A 16,892-nucleotide genomic window follows, 5' to 3' on the forward strand; every position below is an offset into this window, starting at 1 on the left:
GGCAGGCTGGAGCCCATGATCACCGTGGAGCACCTCACCAAGAGATACGGGCCGGCCGCCGCCGTGGACGACGTGTCGTTCACCGTCGAGCCCGGCCACGTCACGGGCTTCCTCGGCCCGAACGGCGCCGGCAAGTCCACGACGATGCGCATGATCTGCGGGCTCACGCCCGCGACGTCGGGCTCGGCACGCGTCCTCGGCAAGCCGTTCACCGCGCTCGCCAACCCCGGCCGGCGCGTGGGCGTGCTGCTCGACGCGGGCGCCCAGCACTCCGGCCGCACCGGCCGCGAGGTGCTCACGCTCGGCGCGCTCATGACCGGCGTCGACCGCCGCCGCATCGACACCACCCTCGAGCTGGTGGGCCTCACCGACCGGGAGGCCGCCCGCCGCGTGGGCCAGTACTCCCTCGGCATGCGGCAGCGGCTCGGCCTCGCGTCCGCCCTGCTCGGCGACCCCGAGGTGCTCATCCTGGACGAGCCCGCCAACGGCCTCGACCCGGCCGGCATCCGCTGGATGCGCGACCTGCTCGACGACTTCGCCTCCCGCGGCGGCACCGTGCTGCTCTCCTCGCACCTGCTGCGCGAGATGGAGGCCGTGGCCGACCGGATCGTCGTCATCGGCCGCGGCCGAGTCGTCGCCGAGGGCCACAAGGACGACCTGCTGCGGCAGGCCGGCACGTTCGTCCGCTCCACCGACGACGCCGCGCTGGCCCGCGCCCTGCGGCAGGGCGGCGCCGGCGTCGAGGAGCTCGTCACCGGCGGGCTCTCCGTCGAGTCGGAGCCGATCGACGTGGGCCGCGCGGCCGCCGCGGCGGGCGTCGTGCTCGCCGAGCTGCGCGCCGCCGACTCCCGCGGCCTCGAGGACCTCTTCCTCGAGCTCACCGCCGACGACGCCCGCGAGCAGACCCGGACGGAGGTGCCGGCATGACCACCGCATCGACGGTCGCGCAGGACGCGACCAGGACCCGCAGCTCCCGCGCGGACGTCCGGCCCATCTCCTTCGGCACGCTCACGCTGGTCGAGTGGCGCAAGCAGCTCGACACCCGCGCCGGCCGCTGGATGCTCGCCGTCATCGCGATCGTCACGATCGCGGTCCTCGCCGTGATGGTGGGCGTGAACGGCGGCAACCACTCGTTCAGCGCCTTCGTCATCGGCACGACGACGCCGTCCGCCATGCTGCTGCCCATCGTGGGCGTGCTCGCGGCGACCTCCGAGTGGTCGCAGCGCACCGCCCTCGTGACGTTCACCCTCGAGCCGCGCCGCACCCGCGTCGGCCTGGCGAAGGTGGTCGGCGCCATCGGGTCCGGCCTCGCGCTCCTCGTGCTGACCGTCGGCCTCGCCGCCCTCGCGCACCTGCTGGTGATCGTGTTCCGCGACGCCACCCCCGCGTGGGACCTGTCGTTCCAGTCGGTCCTCCTGCTCGCGCTCACCGTGGTGCTGTTCATGGCGCAGGGCGTGGGCTTCGGCCTGCTGCTGCGCAGCACGCCCGGCGCGATCGTGACGCTGCTCCTGGTGCCGACGCTCTTCGGCCTCCTCGCCGGGCTCGTCCCCGGCATGGCCGGCGCCATCCCGTGGATCGACCTCGGCACCGCGACCGAGCCGCTGCTCTTCGGCGGTGGGCTCGACGGCGAGGGCTGGGCGCACCTCGGCACCGCGGCCCTCATCTGGGTGGTCGCCCCGCTCGTCGGCGGCCTGTGGCGCGTGGCCCGCAGCGAGATCTCGTCGTCCTGATCATGGCGGCCTGACCGACCGACGCCGGCCGGATCAGCCGTCGAGGTGCCCCCGCATCTCGACGGCGATCTGGTCGGCGTCGAGCTGTTCCAGGGCCCTGCTCAGCAGGTCCGAGTCGTACGTCCCCACGGCCCGGGCCTCCAGCAGGGCCTTGCGCTGCGCGGCGATCGTCGCGAGGCGGAGCTCGAAGAACTGCTGGGACAGCTCCTCGGGCGTGGCTTCCTCCTCGTCCTGGTCGGCCTGCTCCCGCACGACGACCGACCGCACCCGCTCGACGACGTACGGCGCGTACGGGGTGCCGTCCTTGCGGCGCAGGTCGGGGTCGTCGAGCATCTCGCTGGCGGTGCCGTCGACGATCTCGCGCAGGCCCTCCGTACCCTCCACGAACCGGGAGGAGGTGACGCCCGACAGGCCCAGCCGGCGCACCACCCATGGCAGCGTGCCGCCCTGCACCAGCAGGGTGCCGGCGGCGACGCCGAACGCGATGAGGATGAGCAGCGAGCGCTGCGGGAAGTCGTTGGGAAGCGTCTGGGCCGCGGCCAGTGTCACGACGCCGCGCATGCCCGCCCACACGATGACCACGCCCTCCTTGGGCCCGAGCGGGGCCGCGAGCAGGTAGTCGACGTCGGCGATCCGCCGCGTGAACCGGCGCCGGAACTCCGTGACCCGGTCCATGCGGCGCTTGCGCAGCCGCTCCCGCTGGCCCTCGGACAGCGACCCCGCCGCCGCCCGCTTCGCCGCCTGGACGCTGCGGCGGCGCTGCTGCTTCTGCACCTGGCGGCGCACGTTCCCGAGCTCCCAGACCCGCTGGTCCCCCGTCGACCACGACGTCGCGAGCTCGGTGGCCGCCTGCGGCGTGATGATCCCGCGGGAGTCGCTGAGCTCGTCGAGCTTCGCGGAGACGCGCCGCTCCATCTGGTCGAGCGTCTCGCGCACCTGCTCCGCGCGCCGCCGCCGGGCCGCGAGGTAGCGCAGCAGCGGCAGCACGAACATCGCGCGCAGCGCGATCACGCACACCGCCGCGAGGGTCGCGACGCCCACCGCCAGCCAGAGGGAGCCGTGGGCCTCGCGCACGTCCTCGACGAGGCCGAAGACCTCGAGGCCCATGGCCAGGAACAGCCCGCCCTCGAGCAGGGTCTCGATGGTGCGCCAGTTCATGCGTTCCGCGACCCGGTCCTGGGGGCGCAGGTGCCGCGCGGAGAGCGTGCTGGTGACGAGGCCGGCCGCGACGGCGGCGACGATGCCGGAGGCGTCGAGCTCCTCGGCCGGCAGGTAGGCCGCGAACGGCACCACGAACGACACGGCGGTGGACAGGGCGGCATGCTTCAGGTGCTCGCGGACCCACAGGCCGAGGCGGCCCACGATCAGGCCGATGACGACCGCGAGGAGCACCGCCTTGACGAAGCTGCCGACCACGCCCCACACGCTGACGCTCACGGCCGTCGCCGCGATGGCGGAGCGCAGCAGCACCAGCGACGTGGCGTCGTTGAGCAGGCCCTCGCCCTCGAGCATGACCACGACCCGCTGCGGTGCGCCCAGCTTCTTGATGATCGACGTGGCGACGGCGTCCGTCGGGCTGACGATGGCGCCCAGGGCGATGCCGGCGGCGAGGTCGATGCCCGGGATGACCGCCGAGAAGACGAACCCGAGGAGGACGGCGGAGATGACCACGAGCAGCACGGCCATGCCGCCGATCGCGGTGAAGTCGCGGCGGAAGTCCATGGACGGGAACGACGCCGCCGAGGCGTAGAGCAGGGCCGGCAGCACCCCCACGAGGATGACCTCGGGGTTGATCGGGATGGCCGGGACGACGGGCAGGAAGCTCACGGCGACGCCGACCAGCACCAGCACCAGCGGCGCGGCGACCCCGGCGCGGGGTGCCAGGGCGGTGACGGCGATGACGACGACCGCCGCGAGCACGCTGACGAGGAGGACGTCCATGCCGAACAACGTAAGCGCCCGCCCGCGCGTTCTCCCGGGGCCGTCACCGAACCGGAATCAGAGTGACTCAGGTCACACGCCGTCAGGGGTTGCGTAACGATATATCGCGTCCTATCTTAGATACGTCGCCGCCCGAGGTAGAGGTGCCGCAGGCACTCCCCGGCCGACACGAACCCTGAATCCCACACAGTGAGGACACCGCTCATGCGTACCCCCCGAGACACGACCTTCGACCCCCGATCCTTCGATCCCCGGCCCTTCGACCGGCACCCCTTCGACCGGCAGCCCGGCCCCCGTGGCGACCGCCGCCGGCGCGGGGAGTTCCCCGGCCCCGACGGCTTCGGCCCCGGGTTCCCGCCTGTCCCTCCGGGCTTCGGCCCGGGCTTCGGCCCGCGCGGGCACCGGGGCGGCGGCCGCCGCGCCGGCCGCGGCGAGATCCGCGCCGCGCTCCTCCTGCTGCTCTCCGAGCAGCCCATGCACGGCTACCAGGTGATCACCGAGCTCGCCTCGCGCACCGACGGCCGCTGGCGTCCGAGCCCGGGCGCCGTCTACCCGGCCATCTCCCAGCTCCAGGACGAGGGCCTCGTCTCCGTGGCGGACGACGGCGGACGCCGCCTCGCCTCGCTCACGGACGAGGGCCGCGCCTACGTGGAGGAGCACCGCGACGAGCTCGGCAACCCGTGGCAGAAGGTGGCCGAGGACCCGCGCCGCCAGGGCCACGAGCTGCACGTCGCGATGCGCGCCCTCGGCGGCGCCGTCGAGCAGGTCGCCCGCGCGGGCAGCCGCGCCCAGGCCGAGGCCGCGGCCGCGGTGCTCGACAAGGCCCGGCGCGAGGTCTACCTCGTGCTGGCGGACGCGACCGACGTCACCGACGCCGACGCGGACGACACCGACGACCCGTCAGCCGAGGCCGACGATCTCGGTCGGTGACCACCGCACGAGCCGCCCGGCGACGGCGAGCTGGACCCCCCAGCCGTCGCCGCCGAGCTGCAGCTGCCAGAGCTGCCGTCCCGTGGCGGCGTCGAGCGCTACCCAGTGCACGACGTCGCCACGGGCGTAGTCCGGCACCACGAACGCGGCCAGCCGCCCGTCGGTGAACGCCGCCTCCACGAACCGCGGCCCGTAGGCGCCGAGCGCGTCGACCCCCTCCACGAGGTCGGGCCGCGACCACAGCACCTCGCCCGTGCCGAGGTCCAGCCCGTACACGCGGCGGCCCTCGTCCACGACCACCGCCACCTGCGCCGTCCGGACCAGCAGGTTCGAGGCGCGCAGGTCGGTGCTCCACAGCTCGTCGCCGTCGGCGTCGGTCGCCACCGTGGCGTCCCGGCGCCGTTCCAGCACCACCCCGTCGCCGCCGCCGTCCGTGCTCAGCGGCACCAGGTAGCGGCCCCGGAGCGCACGCACCTCGCTGCCGTCCGCGCGCAGCAGCCGGTCCGGGTCGTCGCCGCCCCGCAGGACGGCGTCCGCGTCGACCCCGGCCAGGTAGCCGCCCGTCGCGAGCGGCTCCACCGAGAACCCCTCGAACGTCGGCCGGTCCCCGGGCCGGTCCAGCCGCACACCGTCCGGCGTGAACCACGCGTCGACGCCGCAGCCGCCCAGCCACAGCACGTGGTCCGTGATCGAGGTCTGCACCCCGCCGCGCAGGTCCACCCCCGACGTCGTGCCGTCCTCCGCCCAACGCACGCACATCGCCGGGTCCACCGTGGCGTCGAACGGCATGGTCTTCTCCCAGCGGACCTTCCCGGTGGCGCCGTCCTCCAGGCGGACCCGCAGGTCGTAGCCGTCGGGGATCGCCCCCGCGCCCGCCGCGCCCGCCGCGACCTCGTCCGCCACCTCCGGGTCGACCGGCGCGGCGTCGCCCACCCACTCCGTCGTCACGAGGCCGCCGTCGGGCCCGGGGAACGCCATCGTCGACGCGAACCCCACCTCCCGCGAGCCCGCCACCGTCCCGTCGGCGTCCACCACCGTGACGGTGCTGCGGCCGCCCCCGGCGGCCGGCCGGGCCGACACGCACACGATCCGCTCCGTCGGCGACGGCTGGAAGTCGCCGGACCAGACCTGCATGCCCGGCCCGCAGGTGGTCGACCCGTCGGGCAGGGCCACGCTCCAGCGCCGGTCCCCCGTCTCCACGTCCAGACCGAGCAGGGCGGGCCCCTGCTGCGCCACCACCAGGCCGCCGAGCACCCCCACGAGGCCGCCGGGCGCGCTGCCCTCCGTCGGGACCCGCCACACCTCGCGCGGCTCGTCGGTGAGGTCCAGCACGCCGCCCGGCGCGGCACGGAGCGCCGCGAGCCGGCCACGGTCGCCCACCGTGTCCACCACGACCGCCGTCAGCGCCGCCGCGACGACCACCACCGCCGCGACCAGCCGCCGCCCCCGCAGGAACCCGCGGACACGGTCGGCCGCCTGACGCAGGGTCAGCCCGACGGGCTCCTCGGGCGGCAGCTCGTCGAGGTCGACGTCGTCCGCCGGGTCGAGGTCGATGAGGAGCGGGCCGTCCGACACGGCGGGCCGGCGCGTGGTCCGCACCTCGGCCGCAACCTCGTCCTCCTCGTCGCCGTCGGGCTCGAGGTCGAACGTGAAGGCGTCGTCGTCGGCGCCGTGCCGTCGGGCCACACCTCGAAACTAAGCCCGGCCGGTACCCCGCAGCGACCCGGGATCGCGATGCACCGTGATCCCGTCCTCGCTGACGTACGACGCCCCGTCGCCCTCCGTCGTCCGCAGCAGGAGGACGCCGCCGAGCGCCGCCGGGCGCTCACCGAGCCGCTCCGCGCGGGAGTCCTCCTGGAGCACCCGCCCGGTGGCCAGGTCGAGCCGCACCAGCGTGTACCCGTCGTCGTCCCCCGCGACCGTCAGCAGCGCCTCGCGGCCGTCCGTCAGCGCGCCCTGGAGCCACCGGTCGTCCTGCCAGCCCGGCACCGGCTCGGCGACCGACCAGCGCTCCGCGCCCGTCCCGGCGTCCAGGCCCACGAGCACCCCGTCGGGCTGCTGGAGCAGCACCGTGCCGGCCGTCCGCACCAGCACCTCGGAGCCGTCGTCGAGCAGGCCCGGCTCCTCCTCCGGCACGGGTCCGCCCTGACGGGGGCGTACCCACAGCGGGTCGCCGCCCAGGTCGGCGGGGTCCAGCGCCGTCAGGCCGTCGGCCGTCAGGACGAGCCGCGGGCCGGCCGAGCCGTCCGTGGCCGCCGGGTCGAGCAGGACCCCGGGCAGCACGACGTCCGGCCCGTCCAGCGCGGTCAGCCGCGACCGGCCGTCGTCCTGCGGCACGGCGACCCCGCCGTCGACGGACCGCAGGGCCGCCTCGCCGTTCCCGGGCGCCCCGACGACCGGCGCCGTCTCCCCCGCCCCCGGGGGCGTCCACACGAGGTGCGCGCCGCACCGGCCCAGCTCGACGAGGCCCGGCGACGAGCGCAGACCGTAGCCGGCGAAGTCCAGCTCGATCCTGTCGTTCATCCACAGGAGGCACTGGTCCGTGGCCGCCGGGTCGAACGGGACGTCCACGGTGGCGCGGACGTGGCCGCTCAGCGCGTCCTCGACCCGCACCCGCAGGCCCGGCCCGTCCAGCGTCTCGAGCGCGCGGAGCGCCGCGTCCTCGTCCGCGAACCCCCGGGCCTCGGGCAGCGGCCCGTCCGGCTCGACCACGAGGACCGTCCCGCCCGCGGCGGGGGCGACCGTCAGCCCGGAGACGTCGCCCAGGCCGCGCGTGCCGACGACCGTGCCGTCCGCGGCGATCACCGAGACGGCGCGGTCCGTCAGGTCCCCGCTGAGGCACACCACCTCGTCGAGGGGCATCGTCCACTCCACCGGGTCGACCGGGCCGGGGCCGCACTCGACCTGCTCGCCGAGGGGCTCCCGCCACGCCTCGTCGCCGGTCGCCGCGTCGAGGCCGACGGCGTCGGTCCCGTCCTGCGCGACGACGACGCCGCCGGCGAGCACCGCCAGCACGCCGCTGTCGGTGCCCGCGCTCCAGCCCTCGTCGGCCACGGCCGCGGCGGCGTCGCGCACCCCGCCGGGCGCGGCGACCAGGAGGTCCAGCCGGTGCCGCTCCGCCAGGGCGTTCCCGGCGGCCGTGCCGCCGACGGTGAGGACGACCGCGCCCGCGACCGCGCCCGCGACGATCCCCCACGTGCGCGGCCGCACCCGGCGGACCGCCGCGACCAGGCGCTCCCCCGCGCCGGGCGGGACGTCCTCGGGCTCCGCGGCGTCGTCGACCGTCTCCGGTTCGTCCGGCTGGAGGTCGAAGGTGGCCATCGAGCTCCGGCGACGCGACATGGACGGAGGGTAGCGGCGCTCCCACGGACCGGCGCCCCGCGTCCCGCGGCGCGCCGGTCAGATCACCCGGCCGCGCTCCACGCTGCGGGAGACCGCCAGCTCGAGCAGCGCCGTGCGGGCCCGGCGGCGCCGGTCGTCCGGGTCCACGGTGAGCCGGTCGCCGGGGTTGGCGCGACGGGCAGGGGCCTCGCCGACGGGGTGCGCCGGGCGGGCCGGCGCCGCCGCGACCGGCCGGGGCAGGCTCGGGCGGGTCGGCATCGTGAGGGGCGTCGGGACCGGCGTGGTGGACATGGACATCAGGGCCTCCTTCCGGCGGCCCGTCCGGCCGCACGCCCCCATGCTGCGCCGCACGCGTTGCGGCCGTGTTGCCCCGGCGTGACGTCCGCGTCAGGAGTGCCGCGGACGGGCTCGGCCGGTCAGAGGAAGACGACCGTGCGCGGCCCCAGCGGGCGCAGCAGCACCCGCCAGCTCACGGCCTGCGCCACCAGCACGGCGGCGAAGGCGCCCAGCACCGGCCACGTCAGGCCGTGCAGCACGGCGGGCGGCGCGGCGAGCGCGAGGACCGCAGGCCCCACGACGGCGGCCGTCGCCACGACGGGGACGACCGCGAGGACCGGCCCCGCGCCCCGCACCGCCCCCGTGCGGTGCACGCCGCGGTCGAGGTCGAACCGGGCCGCGAGCGCCAGCCCCGCCGTGGCGACGAGCAGCACCGCCGCGACGAGCGCGGAGGCCGTGCCCAGGGCGGCCACGGCCAGCGCGGCGAGCGCCGCGAGGGTGGCCAGGGCGGCGGCCGGCACCAGGGCGCGCCGCACGCGCCGCCGGGCCTCTACCGCGAGGGCGGCGGGCGCCCGGGCCGCGACGACGAGCCCGCCGTGCACCCGCGCCGCCGCGACGCCGAGGCCCGCGGTGACGACCGGGATGCCGACGGCGAGCGCCTGCGCGGCCCCCGAGCCGCCGTCGGCCTGCGCGCCCACCACCGACAGCTGCACCCAGGCGACCCCCGCGATCGCACCGAAGGCCGCCGGGAACGCGAGGGACGCGACCTGCGCGACGACGTCCCACCGCTCCCGCCAGCGCGGCCCCGCGAGCCGGCTGCGCAGCCACAGCGCGGCGTCGCGCACCACCCAGGCCACCAGCAGGGCCACGACGAACGGGTAGCCCGCCGACCAGAGGAGCGTCTCGGCGTGCCCGAACGCCGCGACGAGGACGCCCGCGGCGGCGACCAGCCACACCTCGCCGAGCAGCAGCAGCGGCGCGACGGTCGCGAGGACAACGCGGCGGCGCGAGTCCTCCCGGCCGCCGAGGGCGCGCACCAGCGGCACGCCGCCCTGCACCGCGCCGTCCAGCGCGGCCCAGCCCCCCAGGAGGACCGTCAGGAGCAGTCCCCAGCCGAGCGCGTTCATCGTGCACCTCCGAAGGTGAGGACGTCGGCGCGGTCCGCGGCGCCGGCTCCGGGAGCACCGGCGTCGTCCGGGCCGCCGTCGACGTCGCGCAGCACCTCCGCGGGCGGGGCGCCGAGCGCGAGCCGCGTCAGGCCGCGGCGGGCCAGGCGCGCCATGACCGTCCAGTCGACGACGGCGAGGGTGACCATCACGCCGACCAGCACCACGAGGGACGTGATGACGACCGCCGCGGACGCGCCGGACACCGCGTCCTCCGTGCGCAGGACGCCCGCGATCGCCCAGGGCTGCCGGCCGATCTCGCGCGCCGCCCAGCCCAGCAGCGCGGTGAGGAACGGGACCGGCAGCAGTGCGGTGAGGGTGGCGAACAGGCCGTTGCGCAGCGGGCCCCACAGGCGGAACAGCGCCTGGCGCGGCAGCAGGAGCAGCAGCACGCACCCGACGACGAACGTCAGCAGGCCCACGCCCTGCATCACCGCGTACGCGATGCCCACCACGGGCGGGTCGCCGCCCGGCACGGCCTGCAGGTACCCGAACTGCGCGTACCCGAAGCCGACCGCCACGAACGCCCCGACCGTCCCGGTGACCAGGCCGATGCGCATCGACCGCCGCCACACGTCGTTCTCCGGCGACAGCACGGCGCCCGGGACGCCGGCCGCGACGACCCCCGGCAGCCTCGTCGTCGCGCGGCGCAGGTGCCACGCGCTCACCCCGACCAGCAGGAAGGCGCCCGCCATGAGGCAGGCGCCCACCACGTGCAGCGCGGACAGCAGCGCCGCGGGGTTGGTGATGAGCGCCGCCACGTCGGTGACGCGGGCCTCACCGCCGGTCATGGTGAAGCCGACGGGGTTGCGGAGGAACCCGTTGGCCACCATCACCGTGAACGCCGACAGGTACCCCGTCACGACGACCGCCCAGAACGCCGCCGTGTGCGCCCACCGGGGCAGCACGTGCCACCCGAACACCCACAGCCCCAGGAACGTCGACTCCAGGAAGAACGCCGCCATCGTCTCGATGACCAGCGGGGCCCCGAACACGCCGCCGGCGACGTCGAGCAGGCCGGGGAAGTGCAGGCCGAGCTGCAGCTCCATGACGATGCCGGCGGCGATGCCGAGCGCGTAGTTGACGAGGTAGAGCTGACCCCAGAAGCGGGTCGCGCTCTCGAGCGTCGCCGCCCGGGCCGCGTCGCGACCCAGCGCCCAGCGCGTCTGGAGGATCGCCACGACGGGGCCCAGTCCCAGCGTCACCAGGACGAAGAGGAAGTGGGTCCCGGCGAGCAGCGCGAACTGCAGGCGGGCGGCGTCGACGGCGGTCATGAGGCCGACGCTAGACAGGGCGAGCCCCCCGATCCCAGGGTTTTGCCAGGGATCGGGGGACAACCCTGAGCGATTTCGGGGGACTCCCCTACCGTCGCTCGGTCGGGCGCCCGGTCGGTCGCTCGGTCGGTCGCTCGGTCACGCACGCGCGAGCGCGCGCTTCCAGGAGACCCGGCCGCCCGTCTGCAGCAGGGCCCCGCGGTAGGCCCGCTCCCCGACGAGGACGGCGAGGACGGCGAAGGCGACGAGGATCAGCAGCGACACGACCGGCTCCCACCACGCGGCCGACCCGGACAGCACGCGCACCGGCATCGCGACGACGTTCGCCACGGGGACGTACGACAGCACGGTCTGCAGGGTGCCGCTGGCGGAGAACGTCAGGAAGTAGACGCCCATGATCCCCATCGTCATCGGGGTGGTGGTGTGCTGCAGGTCCTCCATGCGCGACGCGAGGGCGCCCGCCACCGCGTACAGGGCGGCCAGGCCCAGGAAGCCGACGGCGAAGAACAGCACGAACCACACCAGCGACGTCGAGAGCGCGGGCAGGATCGACGCGGCCGGCGTGAACGACAGCGCCGCCAGGCCCACCGCCGCGAAGACCACGTTCTGTGCCAGCGCCACCACCGAGCTGCCCAGGATCTTGCCCGCCAGCAGCTGACGCAGCGGCACCGCGGTGGCCATGATCTCCACCAGGCGCGACTGCTTCTCCTCGACCACGCTGCCCGCGATCATCTGCCCCGAGCCGATGACGCCGATGAAGAACAGCAGCGCCAGGCCGAACGACGCGAAGAACAGCGCCTGCGGGTCCAGCGCCCGGCCGTCGAGCCGGTCCGTGGTCACCGTGCCGCCCGCGGTGAGCTCCGCCGTGGTGGTGCCCGCCGCCTCCGCGTTGGTCTCCAGCGTCTGCGCCGCCACGCCCGCCGTGATCAGGCGGGCGAGCGTCGAGTCGGGGCTCGCCTCGCCGGTCAGGACCCAGCCGTCGTCCCCGTCGGCGGGGTGCAGCCACGCGTCCGCGTCGCCGTCCGCGAGCGCCGCGCGCGCGGCCGCGTCGTCAGGCACGTCGAGGACCGTGAGCTCGGCGCCCCCGCCCTGCTCCTCCGGGACGGCGTCCGCCGCCTCGACCGCCGCCGTCGCCGTCGTGTCCCCCGCGCCGACCGCGACGGTGAACGTGTCCGTCTTGCCGCTCTGCCACGCGAAGAACGCCGACAGCGCCGCGATGATCACCACGGAGACGAGCAGCCCCACGAGGAACGTCTTGTTCAGGGCGCGCACCACGATCTCGCGGTTCATCACCACGAGCCACGCGCCGCGCGTGCCCTCGTCGTGCGGGCGGCCGGCGTCGGGCCGGTGCGTGTCCGGGCGGGTCGGGGTCGTGGTGGTCATGCCGTCACCTCGCGGTAGATCTGGGCCAGCGTGGGCCGGAGGGGGGTGAGCTCGCGGACGCCGCCGCGCTCGAGGGCGCCGGCGAGCAGGCGCTGCAGGGCGGCGTCGTCCGCCACCTCGAGCAGCGCGACCGGGCCGTCGACGTCCACCGCGTGCACGCCGGGCACGCCGCGCACCCAGCCGGCGTCGCCGTCGACCACGAGGCGGTGCCGCAGCGTTCCGGCCTGCTGCAGGTCGCTCGGGGCGCCGTCCGCCATGACGCGCCCCGCCTTGAGGATGACGAGCCGCTCGCACAGCCGCTCCACCAGGTCGAGCTGGTGGGAGCTGAACAGCACCGGCACGCCCCGGGAGGTGTGCTCGGCGAGCAGGTCGACCATGCCGTCGACGGCCGCCGGGTCCAGGCCGCTGAACGGCTCGTCGAGCACCAGGAGCCGCGGCGCGCCCATCAGTGCGGCCACGATCTGCACCCGCTGCTGGTTGCCGAGCGACAGCTTCTCCACGTGCTCCTTCGACCGGCCCGCCAGGCCCAGCCGGTCCAGCATGTCGAGCACCTCCGCGCGCGCCCTGGGGGCCGGGATGCCCCGCAGCCGGGCCAGGTAGACGAGCTGGTCCAGCACCGGCTGCTTCGGGTACAGCCCGCGCTCCTCCGGCATGTAGCCGAACGCCCGGCGGTCCGCGCGCGTCACGGGCGCCCCGCCGAACCGCACCTCGCCGGCCGTGGGCGCCAGGACGCCCATGATCATGCGCATCGTGGTCGTCTTGCCGGCCCCGTTGCCGCCCACGAACCCGGTCAGCTGCCCCGCCGGCGCGGCGAACGACACGTCGTCCACGGCGGTCAGGTCGCCGAACGTCCTGGTCAGTCCCCGTACCTCGAGGAAGTCGTTGTCCATGACCACGAACCTACGGAGCGCGCCCGCCCGGCGGATCCGCCCGGCGGCGGAGATCGACGCCTCCCCCTGGCGGCGGAGCGCCCACCCCCGACCTTCGTCGCGGCACGGTGGACGACGGTCGGTACCGGGCGGCGGCGAGCCCTGGCACCGTGCGTCGGGACGCACGAGCCACCTGCACCACGAGCCACCCGGACGAAGGAGCGCACGATGACGTTCACCTCCCCGCAGGGCACCCGCGGCGCCCGCCAGCCGCGCGGCCGCTTCCTCGCCGGCCGGAACCGCCGGATGGCGCGGCGCGCAGGCCGGACCACCGGCGACCTCCTCGCGCTGACGACGATCGGCCGGAAGACCGGTCGGGAGCGGTCCACCCCCGTCGGCGGCTTCCCGGGCGGGAACGGCAGCTGGATCGTCGTCGCGTCCGCCGCCGGCGCCGCGGCGAACCCGTCCTGGTACCTCAACCTCGCGGCCCACCCCGACCGCGCGACGGTCACGACGGGCGGTCGGACGGTGCCCGTCGTCGCCGAGGAGCTGCACGGGGCCGAGCGCGCCGCCGCCTGGCGGGCGGTCACCACCCGCTCCCCCGGGTTCGCCCGCTACCAGTCCCGCACCGACCGCGAGCTGCCCGTCATCCGGCTGACGCCCCGCGCGTGACCTCGACGTAGCGATCGGTCCTCGTCCGGACGCAGTACGAGGACCGATCGCTACGTCGACCTGCCAGGGCTGTGGATCACGTCCGGCCACCGCCCCGACTTCTGGTCTGCTTCCGGGATGCATCGTCGCCTCGTCGTCCCCGCGTCGCTCAGGCAGGTCGCCGCCGCGCAGGAGGGGCTCGTGTCGTCCGGGCAGTGCCACGAGCACGGGCTCACGAAGCAGAACGTCGCCGCGCTGGTCGGACGCCAGGACTGGGACCGCGTGGCTCGCGGGGTGTTCGACACCGGCGTGGCGGGCGGCACCACCGACCCCTTCGACCTCCCCCGACGACGGTCGGCGCTCGTCGGCGTCCTCGCCCGTCCCGGCTCGGTCGCCACCGGGCTGTGCGCCCTCGTGTGGCAGGGCGTGCAGGGCGCGCCCGCGGCCATCACGCCGGAGGTGACGTTCCCCGACGGCTCCCCGCGGTCCGGCGGACCCGGGCGGGTGCGTCGCGATCGGCTGCGGCGATGGGTCGTCGTCGGAGGCCTTCCCTGCGTCCCGGGAGAGCTTGCGCTGGCGCAGGCGGTCCCCGAGCTCGACCGGGGGCACGCCGTCGCGCTGATGGACTCCGCCCGGCACCGGCGGGTCGTCACGGAGGACGAGTTCCGCCGGGCCCGCGAGGCCGCGCGCGGTCGACGAGGGGCGGCGGGCGCGGCGCCCTGGTGGGACGAGTCGGACCCGCGGGCGGAGTCGCCGATCGAGACGGCGGCCCGGATCGCCTGCACGGACGCGCACTGCTCGCCCGACGCCCTGCAGCTCGTGGTGCGGGACGCGCGCGGCCGGTTCCTGGCCCGCGTCGACCTGGCGTGGCTCCTCCCGGGCGGCCGAGTCCTTCTCCTGGAGCTCGACGGACGCGACGCCCACACGACGCCGGAGGCCCTCTTCGGCGACCGGTATCGGCAGAACGGGCTGACGAGCCACGGAGCCGTCCTGCTGCGGTTCACCGGACGGGACGTCGCCCGCGGTGTGGCCGTCGACGAGGTGCGCCGCGTCCTGGCCGGGGCGGGCTGGTCCCCGCACCCCTGGCCCGCGGACCAGGCGTTCGTCCTGCTGACGTAGTGGTCGGTCGTCGTGCCGTCATCGGACGACGACCCGCCGCTACGTCAGGGTGCGGTGGTAGAAGACGACCGCCTGGACGCGGTCGCGCAGGTGCAGCTTGGACAGCACGTTGGAGACGTGCGTCTTGACGGTCGCCTCGCCGAGGAACAGCTCGGCCGCGATCTCGGCGTTGGACATCCCGCGACCCACCAGCACCAGGACCTCCCTCTCCCGCGGGGTGAGGTGCTCCAGCCGCGGGTCGGACGGTCGCGGGTCGGACGGCGCGGCCGCGGCGCCCGTGGCGCCCCCCACGACCGCGGCAGGGCCCTCCCCCGCGACCATCCGCTCGATGACGCGCCGGGTGACCTCGGGCGCGAGGAGCGCGTGCCCCTGCGCGACGGTGCGGACGGCGTCGACCAGCCGGTCGGCGTCGGAGTTCTTCAGCAGGAAGCCGGACGCGCCGGCGCGGAGGGCGTCGTCCACGTAGGCGTCGTCGTCGAAAGTCGTGAGCACGAGCACCCGGGCGAGGTCGTCGGCGACGATGCGCCGGGTGGCCTCGATGCCGTCCATGACGGGCATCTGCACGTCCATGAGCACGACGTCGGGGCGCAGCGCGCGCACCTGCTCCAGCGCCTGGGCGCCGTCGGCGGCCTCGCCGACCACCTCCACGTCGGGCTCGACGGACAGGATCATCGCGAAGCCGGAGCGCACCAGGCGCTGGTCGTCGACGAGGAGCACGCGCACGGGCGCGTCGGCGGGTGTCACGGGCGGTCCTCGGGCAGGGGCAGGCGTACCCGCACACGGTATCCGCCGGTGGCGCGCGGACCGACGTCGGCCAGCCCGCCGTGCGTCGCGACGCGCTCGCGCACGCCGACGAGCCCCAGCCCCGTCCCGGCGGAGCCCGGGCGGGGGCGGCCGTCGTCGAGCACCTCGACCTCGGCGAAGCCGTGCGGGAAGCGGTGGGCGTCCGGGTCGTCGCGCCGTGCGGGGCGGCGGTCGACGCGCACGACGACGCTCGCGCGTCGCGCGGTGGAGTGCTTGCGCACGTTGCTCAGCGCCTCCTGCGCGGTGCGGTAGAGGCTGAGCCCGACGGGCCCGGGCACGCCGTCGACGGCGCCCGGCTCGGCGACCACGCGCACCTCGACGTCGAGCCCGCCGGTGGTGTCGGCGAGGCCGGTGACGTCGGCCAGGCCCGGCTCCGGCGCACGGCCCGCGCCGCCGACGCCGCCGTCACGCACGGCGTCGCGCCCGCCGTCCTCGATGCCGCGCAGGGTGCCCAGCAGGCCGCGCATCTGCGTCACCGCCTCCCGCGACTCGCCCTCGATGGTGGCCAGCGGCGCCGCGGCGGCGGCCGGGTCGCCCGCGAGCATCCGGCGTGCGGCCGCGGCCTGGATGCCGATGACGGACACGTGGTGCGCGACGACGTCGTGCAGCTCGCGCGCGATGCGCAGCCGCTCGGTGACGACGGCCTGCCGCTGCAGCTCCGCCGTCTGCCGCTCGATCGTCGCGGCCTGGTCCTCGAGCTGCTCGCGCCGCCGGGCGCCGTGCCACATGAGCTGACCGGCCACGACGGCCCCGTAGAAGTAGGCGAAGTTGACCAGCAGGTTGTAGGCCGTGACGGCCACGCCGGGGTCCACGAGGCCGGGCCGCTCGTCGGCCAGCCCCATCTGCTCGACGATGCCGTCGATGCCCGCGCCGACCGCGAACTGCCAGGCCAGCCAGCCGAACATGACGAACAGCGCGGCGCCGACCACCACGACCATCGCCTGCCGGTCGCGCGCCCACGCGACCGCGCTGAACAGGGCGACGAAGTACACGACCTGCAGCGGGGCGAGCATCGTCACCATCGGGACGGTGAGCCCCACCACGAGGAAGTGGGCGTACACCACGGAGAGGACCACCAGGGGGTACCGCCGGCGCCACACCAGCGGGGCGGCGCCGGCGGCGGACAGCAGGTAGAGCACCCACGGCGGGGCCGGCTCGTCCTCGAAGTACCCGATGCTGCGGGCGAGCTCCGTGCCCACGACGGACACGACGACGAACGCCACCCCGAGCCAGAGGTCGTTCCGGTACGCGCGGGCCGGGTCGGCGGGGACCCGCTCCCACCCGGAGTCGATCCCCCACCAGGCGGCGAGGCGTCCGCTCCACCCCTGCTCGCCCGGTGCGGTCGCGGGTGCACGGCCCGTCACGGTCTGCTGCGGCATCCGCCCAGCGTAGGGAGCGCGGCGCGGT

The 16,892-nt window shown here is 75.9% G+C and carries 15 protein-coding genes; 5 read left to right on the plus strand and 10 right to left on the minus strand.

All coding sequences use genetic code 11. The annotated features are described in order from the left end of the window. Nucleotides 1-15 precede the first annotated feature (15 nt). Both ACFU5J_RS00445 and ACFU5J_RS00450 read left to right on the plus strand, forming a co-directional pair. On the plus strand, nucleotides 16-927 hold the full coding sequence (locus ACFU5J_RS00445) for an ABC transporter ATP-binding protein (protein ID WP_430573336.1): 912 nt from the start codon (nucleotides 16-18) through the stop codon (nucleotides 925-927). Further along, entirely contained in the window at nucleotides 924-1,730 is an 807-nt protein-coding gene (locus ACFU5J_RS00450) for an ABC transporter permease (RefSeq protein ID WP_430573337.1), read from the plus strand. The genes ACFU5J_RS00445 and ACFU5J_RS00450 overlap by 4 nt, the downstream gene beginning before the upstream one ends. 33 nt (nucleotides 1,731-1,763) lie before the next feature. Here the strand turns inward: ACFU5J_RS00450 and ACFU5J_RS00455 are convergent, their stop codons facing one another. Beyond that, a complete protein-coding gene (locus tag ACFU5J_RS00455) occupies nucleotides 1,764-3,671 on the minus strand; it encodes a cation:proton antiporter (RefSeq protein ID WP_430573338.1) in 1,908 nt (635 codons plus the stop codon). A gap of 204 nt (nucleotides 3,672-3,875) precedes the next feature. Between ACFU5J_RS00455 and ACFU5J_RS00460 the strand changes: the two genes are divergently transcribed. Further along, complete coding sequence (locus ACFU5J_RS00460) at nucleotides 3,876-4,601, plus strand: PadR family transcriptional regulator (RefSeq protein ID WP_430577438.1); 726 nt, start codon at nucleotides 3,876-3,878, stop codon at nucleotides 4,599-4,601. On the opposite strand, the gene ACFU5J_RS00465 is transcribed toward ACFU5J_RS00460, so the two are convergent. The 7 genes from ACFU5J_RS00465 to ACFU5J_RS00495 form a co-directional block, all read right to left on the minus strand. Next, nucleotides 4,572-6,287, minus strand: coding sequence for a PQQ-binding-like beta-propeller repeat protein (locus ACFU5J_RS00465; RefSeq protein ID WP_430573340.1), 1,716 nt, complete (start codon nucleotides 6,285-6,287; stop codon nucleotides 4,572-4,574). The two genes, ACFU5J_RS00460 and ACFU5J_RS00465, sit on opposite strands and share 30 nt — an antisense overlap. Nucleotides 6,288-6,296: 9 nt before the next feature. Next, complete coding sequence (locus ACFU5J_RS00470; RefSeq protein WP_430577439.1) at nucleotides 6,297-7,943, minus strand: hypothetical protein; 1,647 nt, start codon at nucleotides 7,941-7,943, stop codon at nucleotides 6,297-6,299. Between the two features lie 57 nt (nucleotides 7,944-8,000). After that, nucleotides 8,001-8,240, minus strand: coding sequence for a hypothetical protein (locus tag ACFU5J_RS00475; protein WP_430573342.1), 240 nt, complete (start codon nucleotides 8,238-8,240; stop codon nucleotides 8,001-8,003). Between the two features lie 119 nt (nucleotides 8,241-8,359). Beyond that, entirely contained in the window at nucleotides 8,360-9,346 is a 987-nt protein-coding gene (locus tag ACFU5J_RS00480; RefSeq protein WP_430577440.1) for a cytochrome d ubiquinol oxidase subunit II, read from the minus strand. Then, nucleotides 9,343-10,659 carry a cytochrome ubiquinol oxidase subunit I gene (locus tag ACFU5J_RS00485; RefSeq protein ID WP_430577441.1) on the minus strand — a complete coding sequence of 439 codons (1,317 nt, stop codon included), beginning with the start codon at nucleotides 10,657-10,659 and terminating at the stop codon, nucleotides 9,343-9,345. The genes ACFU5J_RS00480 and ACFU5J_RS00485 overlap by 4 nt, the downstream gene beginning before the upstream one ends. Nucleotides 10,660-10,797: 138 nt before the next feature. Then, nucleotides 10,798-12,042, minus strand: coding sequence for an ABC transporter permease (locus ACFU5J_RS00490; protein ID WP_430573345.1), 1,245 nt, complete (start codon nucleotides 12,040-12,042; stop codon nucleotides 10,798-10,800). Then, complete coding sequence (locus ACFU5J_RS00495; protein ID WP_430573346.1) at nucleotides 12,039-12,932, minus strand: ABC transporter ATP-binding protein; 894 nt, start codon at nucleotides 12,930-12,932, stop codon at nucleotides 12,039-12,041. Before ACFU5J_RS00495 ends, ACFU5J_RS00490 begins: the two co-directional genes overlap by 4 nt. A 207-nt stretch (nucleotides 12,933-13,139) precedes the next feature. Here ACFU5J_RS00495 and ACFU5J_RS00500 point away from each other — a divergent pair, with 207 nt between their 5' ends. Together ACFU5J_RS00500 and ACFU5J_RS00505 are read left to right on the plus strand one after the other, a co-directional pair. Beyond that, a complete protein-coding gene (locus ACFU5J_RS00500) occupies nucleotides 13,140-13,583 on the plus strand; it encodes a nitroreductase/quinone reductase family protein (RefSeq protein ID WP_430577442.1) in 444 nt (147 codons plus the stop codon). A 117-nt stretch (nucleotides 13,584-13,700) separates the two neighbouring features. Next, nucleotides 13,701-14,681, plus strand: a complete 981-nt coding sequence (locus tag ACFU5J_RS00505; RefSeq protein ID WP_430577443.1) for a hypothetical protein — start codon at nucleotides 13,701-13,703, stop codon at nucleotides 14,679-14,681. Between the two features lie 39 nt (nucleotides 14,682-14,720). Here ACFU5J_RS00505 and ACFU5J_RS00510 read toward each other — a convergent pair whose 3' ends face one another. Together ACFU5J_RS00510 and ACFU5J_RS00515 are read right to left on the minus strand one after the other, a co-directional pair. Beyond that, a complete protein-coding gene (locus tag ACFU5J_RS00510; protein WP_430577753.1) occupies nucleotides 14,721-15,353 on the minus strand; it encodes a response regulator in 633 nt (210 codons plus the stop codon). Between the two features lie 68 nt (nucleotides 15,354-15,421). Beyond that, the gene (locus ACFU5J_RS00515; protein ID WP_430577444.1) at nucleotides 15,422-16,864 is read right to left on the minus strand and encodes a sensor histidine kinase; all 1,443 of its coding nucleotides are present in this window, start codon (nucleotides 16,862-16,864) and stop codon (nucleotides 15,422-15,424) included. Nucleotides 16,865-16,892: the final 28 nt, after the last annotated feature.

Origin of the sequence: Isoptericola sp. NPDC057559, assembly GCF_042801555.1 — a bacterium.
Classification (GTDB): Bacteria; Actinomycetota; Actinomycetes; order Actinomycetales; family Cellulomonadaceae; genus Isoptericola.

What these genes read in the sequence shown, in the direction of transcription:
- ACFU5J_RS00450 (WP_430573337.1), top strand. Translation starts at nt 924, where the DNA reads ATGACCACCGCATCGACGGTCGCGCAGGACGCGACCAGGACCCGCAGC.
- ACFU5J_RS00495 (WP_430573346.1), bottom strand. Translation starts at nt 12,932, where the DNA reads ATGGACAACGACTTCCTCGAGGTACGGGGACTGACCAGGACGTTCGGC.
- ACFU5J_RS00500 (WP_430577442.1), top strand. Translation starts at nt 13,140, where the DNA reads ATGACGTTCACCTCCCCGCAGGGCACCCGCGGCGCCCGCCAGCCGCGC.
- ACFU5J_RS00485 (WP_430577441.1), bottom strand. Translation starts at nt 10,659, where the DNA reads ATGACCGCCGTCGACGCCGCCCGCCTGCAGTTCGCGCTGCTCGCCGGG.
- ACFU5J_RS00460 (WP_430577438.1), top strand. Translation starts at nt 3,876, where the DNA reads ATGCGTACCCCCCGAGACACGACCTTCGACCCCCGATCCTTCGATCCC.
- ACFU5J_RS00445 (WP_430573336.1), top strand. Translation starts at nt 16, where the DNA reads ATGATCACCGTGGAGCACCTCACCAAGAGATACGGGCCGGCCGCCGCC.
- ACFU5J_RS00515 (WP_430577444.1), bottom strand. Translation starts at nt 16,864, where the DNA reads ATGCCGCAGCAGACCGTGACGGGCCGTGCACCCGCGACCGCACCGGGC.
- ACFU5J_RS00490 (WP_430573345.1), bottom strand. Translation starts at nt 12,042, where the DNA reads ATGACCACCACGACCCCGACCCGCCCGGACACGCACCGGCCCGACGCC.
- ACFU5J_RS00470 (WP_430577439.1), bottom strand. Translation starts at nt 7,943, where the DNA reads ATGTCGCGTCGCCGGAGCTCGATGGCCACCTTCGACCTCCAGCCGGAC.
- ACFU5J_RS00510 (WP_430577753.1), bottom strand. Translation starts at nt 15,353, where the DNA reads ATGATCCTGTCCGTCGAGCCCGACGTGGAGGTGGTCGGCGAGGCCGCC.
- ACFU5J_RS00455 (WP_430573338.1), bottom strand. Translation starts at nt 3,671, where the DNA reads ATGGACGTCCTCCTCGTCAGCGTGCTCGCGGCGGTCGTCGTCATCGCC.
- ACFU5J_RS00480 (WP_430577440.1), bottom strand. Translation starts at nt 9,346, where the DNA reads ATGAACGCGCTCGGCTGGGGACTGCTCCTGACGGTCCTCCTGGGGGGC.
- ACFU5J_RS00475 (WP_430573342.1), bottom strand. Translation starts at nt 8,240, where the DNA reads ATGTCCATGTCCACCACGCCGGTCCCGACGCCCCTCACGATGCCGACC.
- ACFU5J_RS00505 (WP_430577443.1), top strand. Translation starts at nt 13,701, where the DNA reads ATGCATCGTCGCCTCGTCGTCCCCGCGTCGCTCAGGCAGGTCGCCGCC.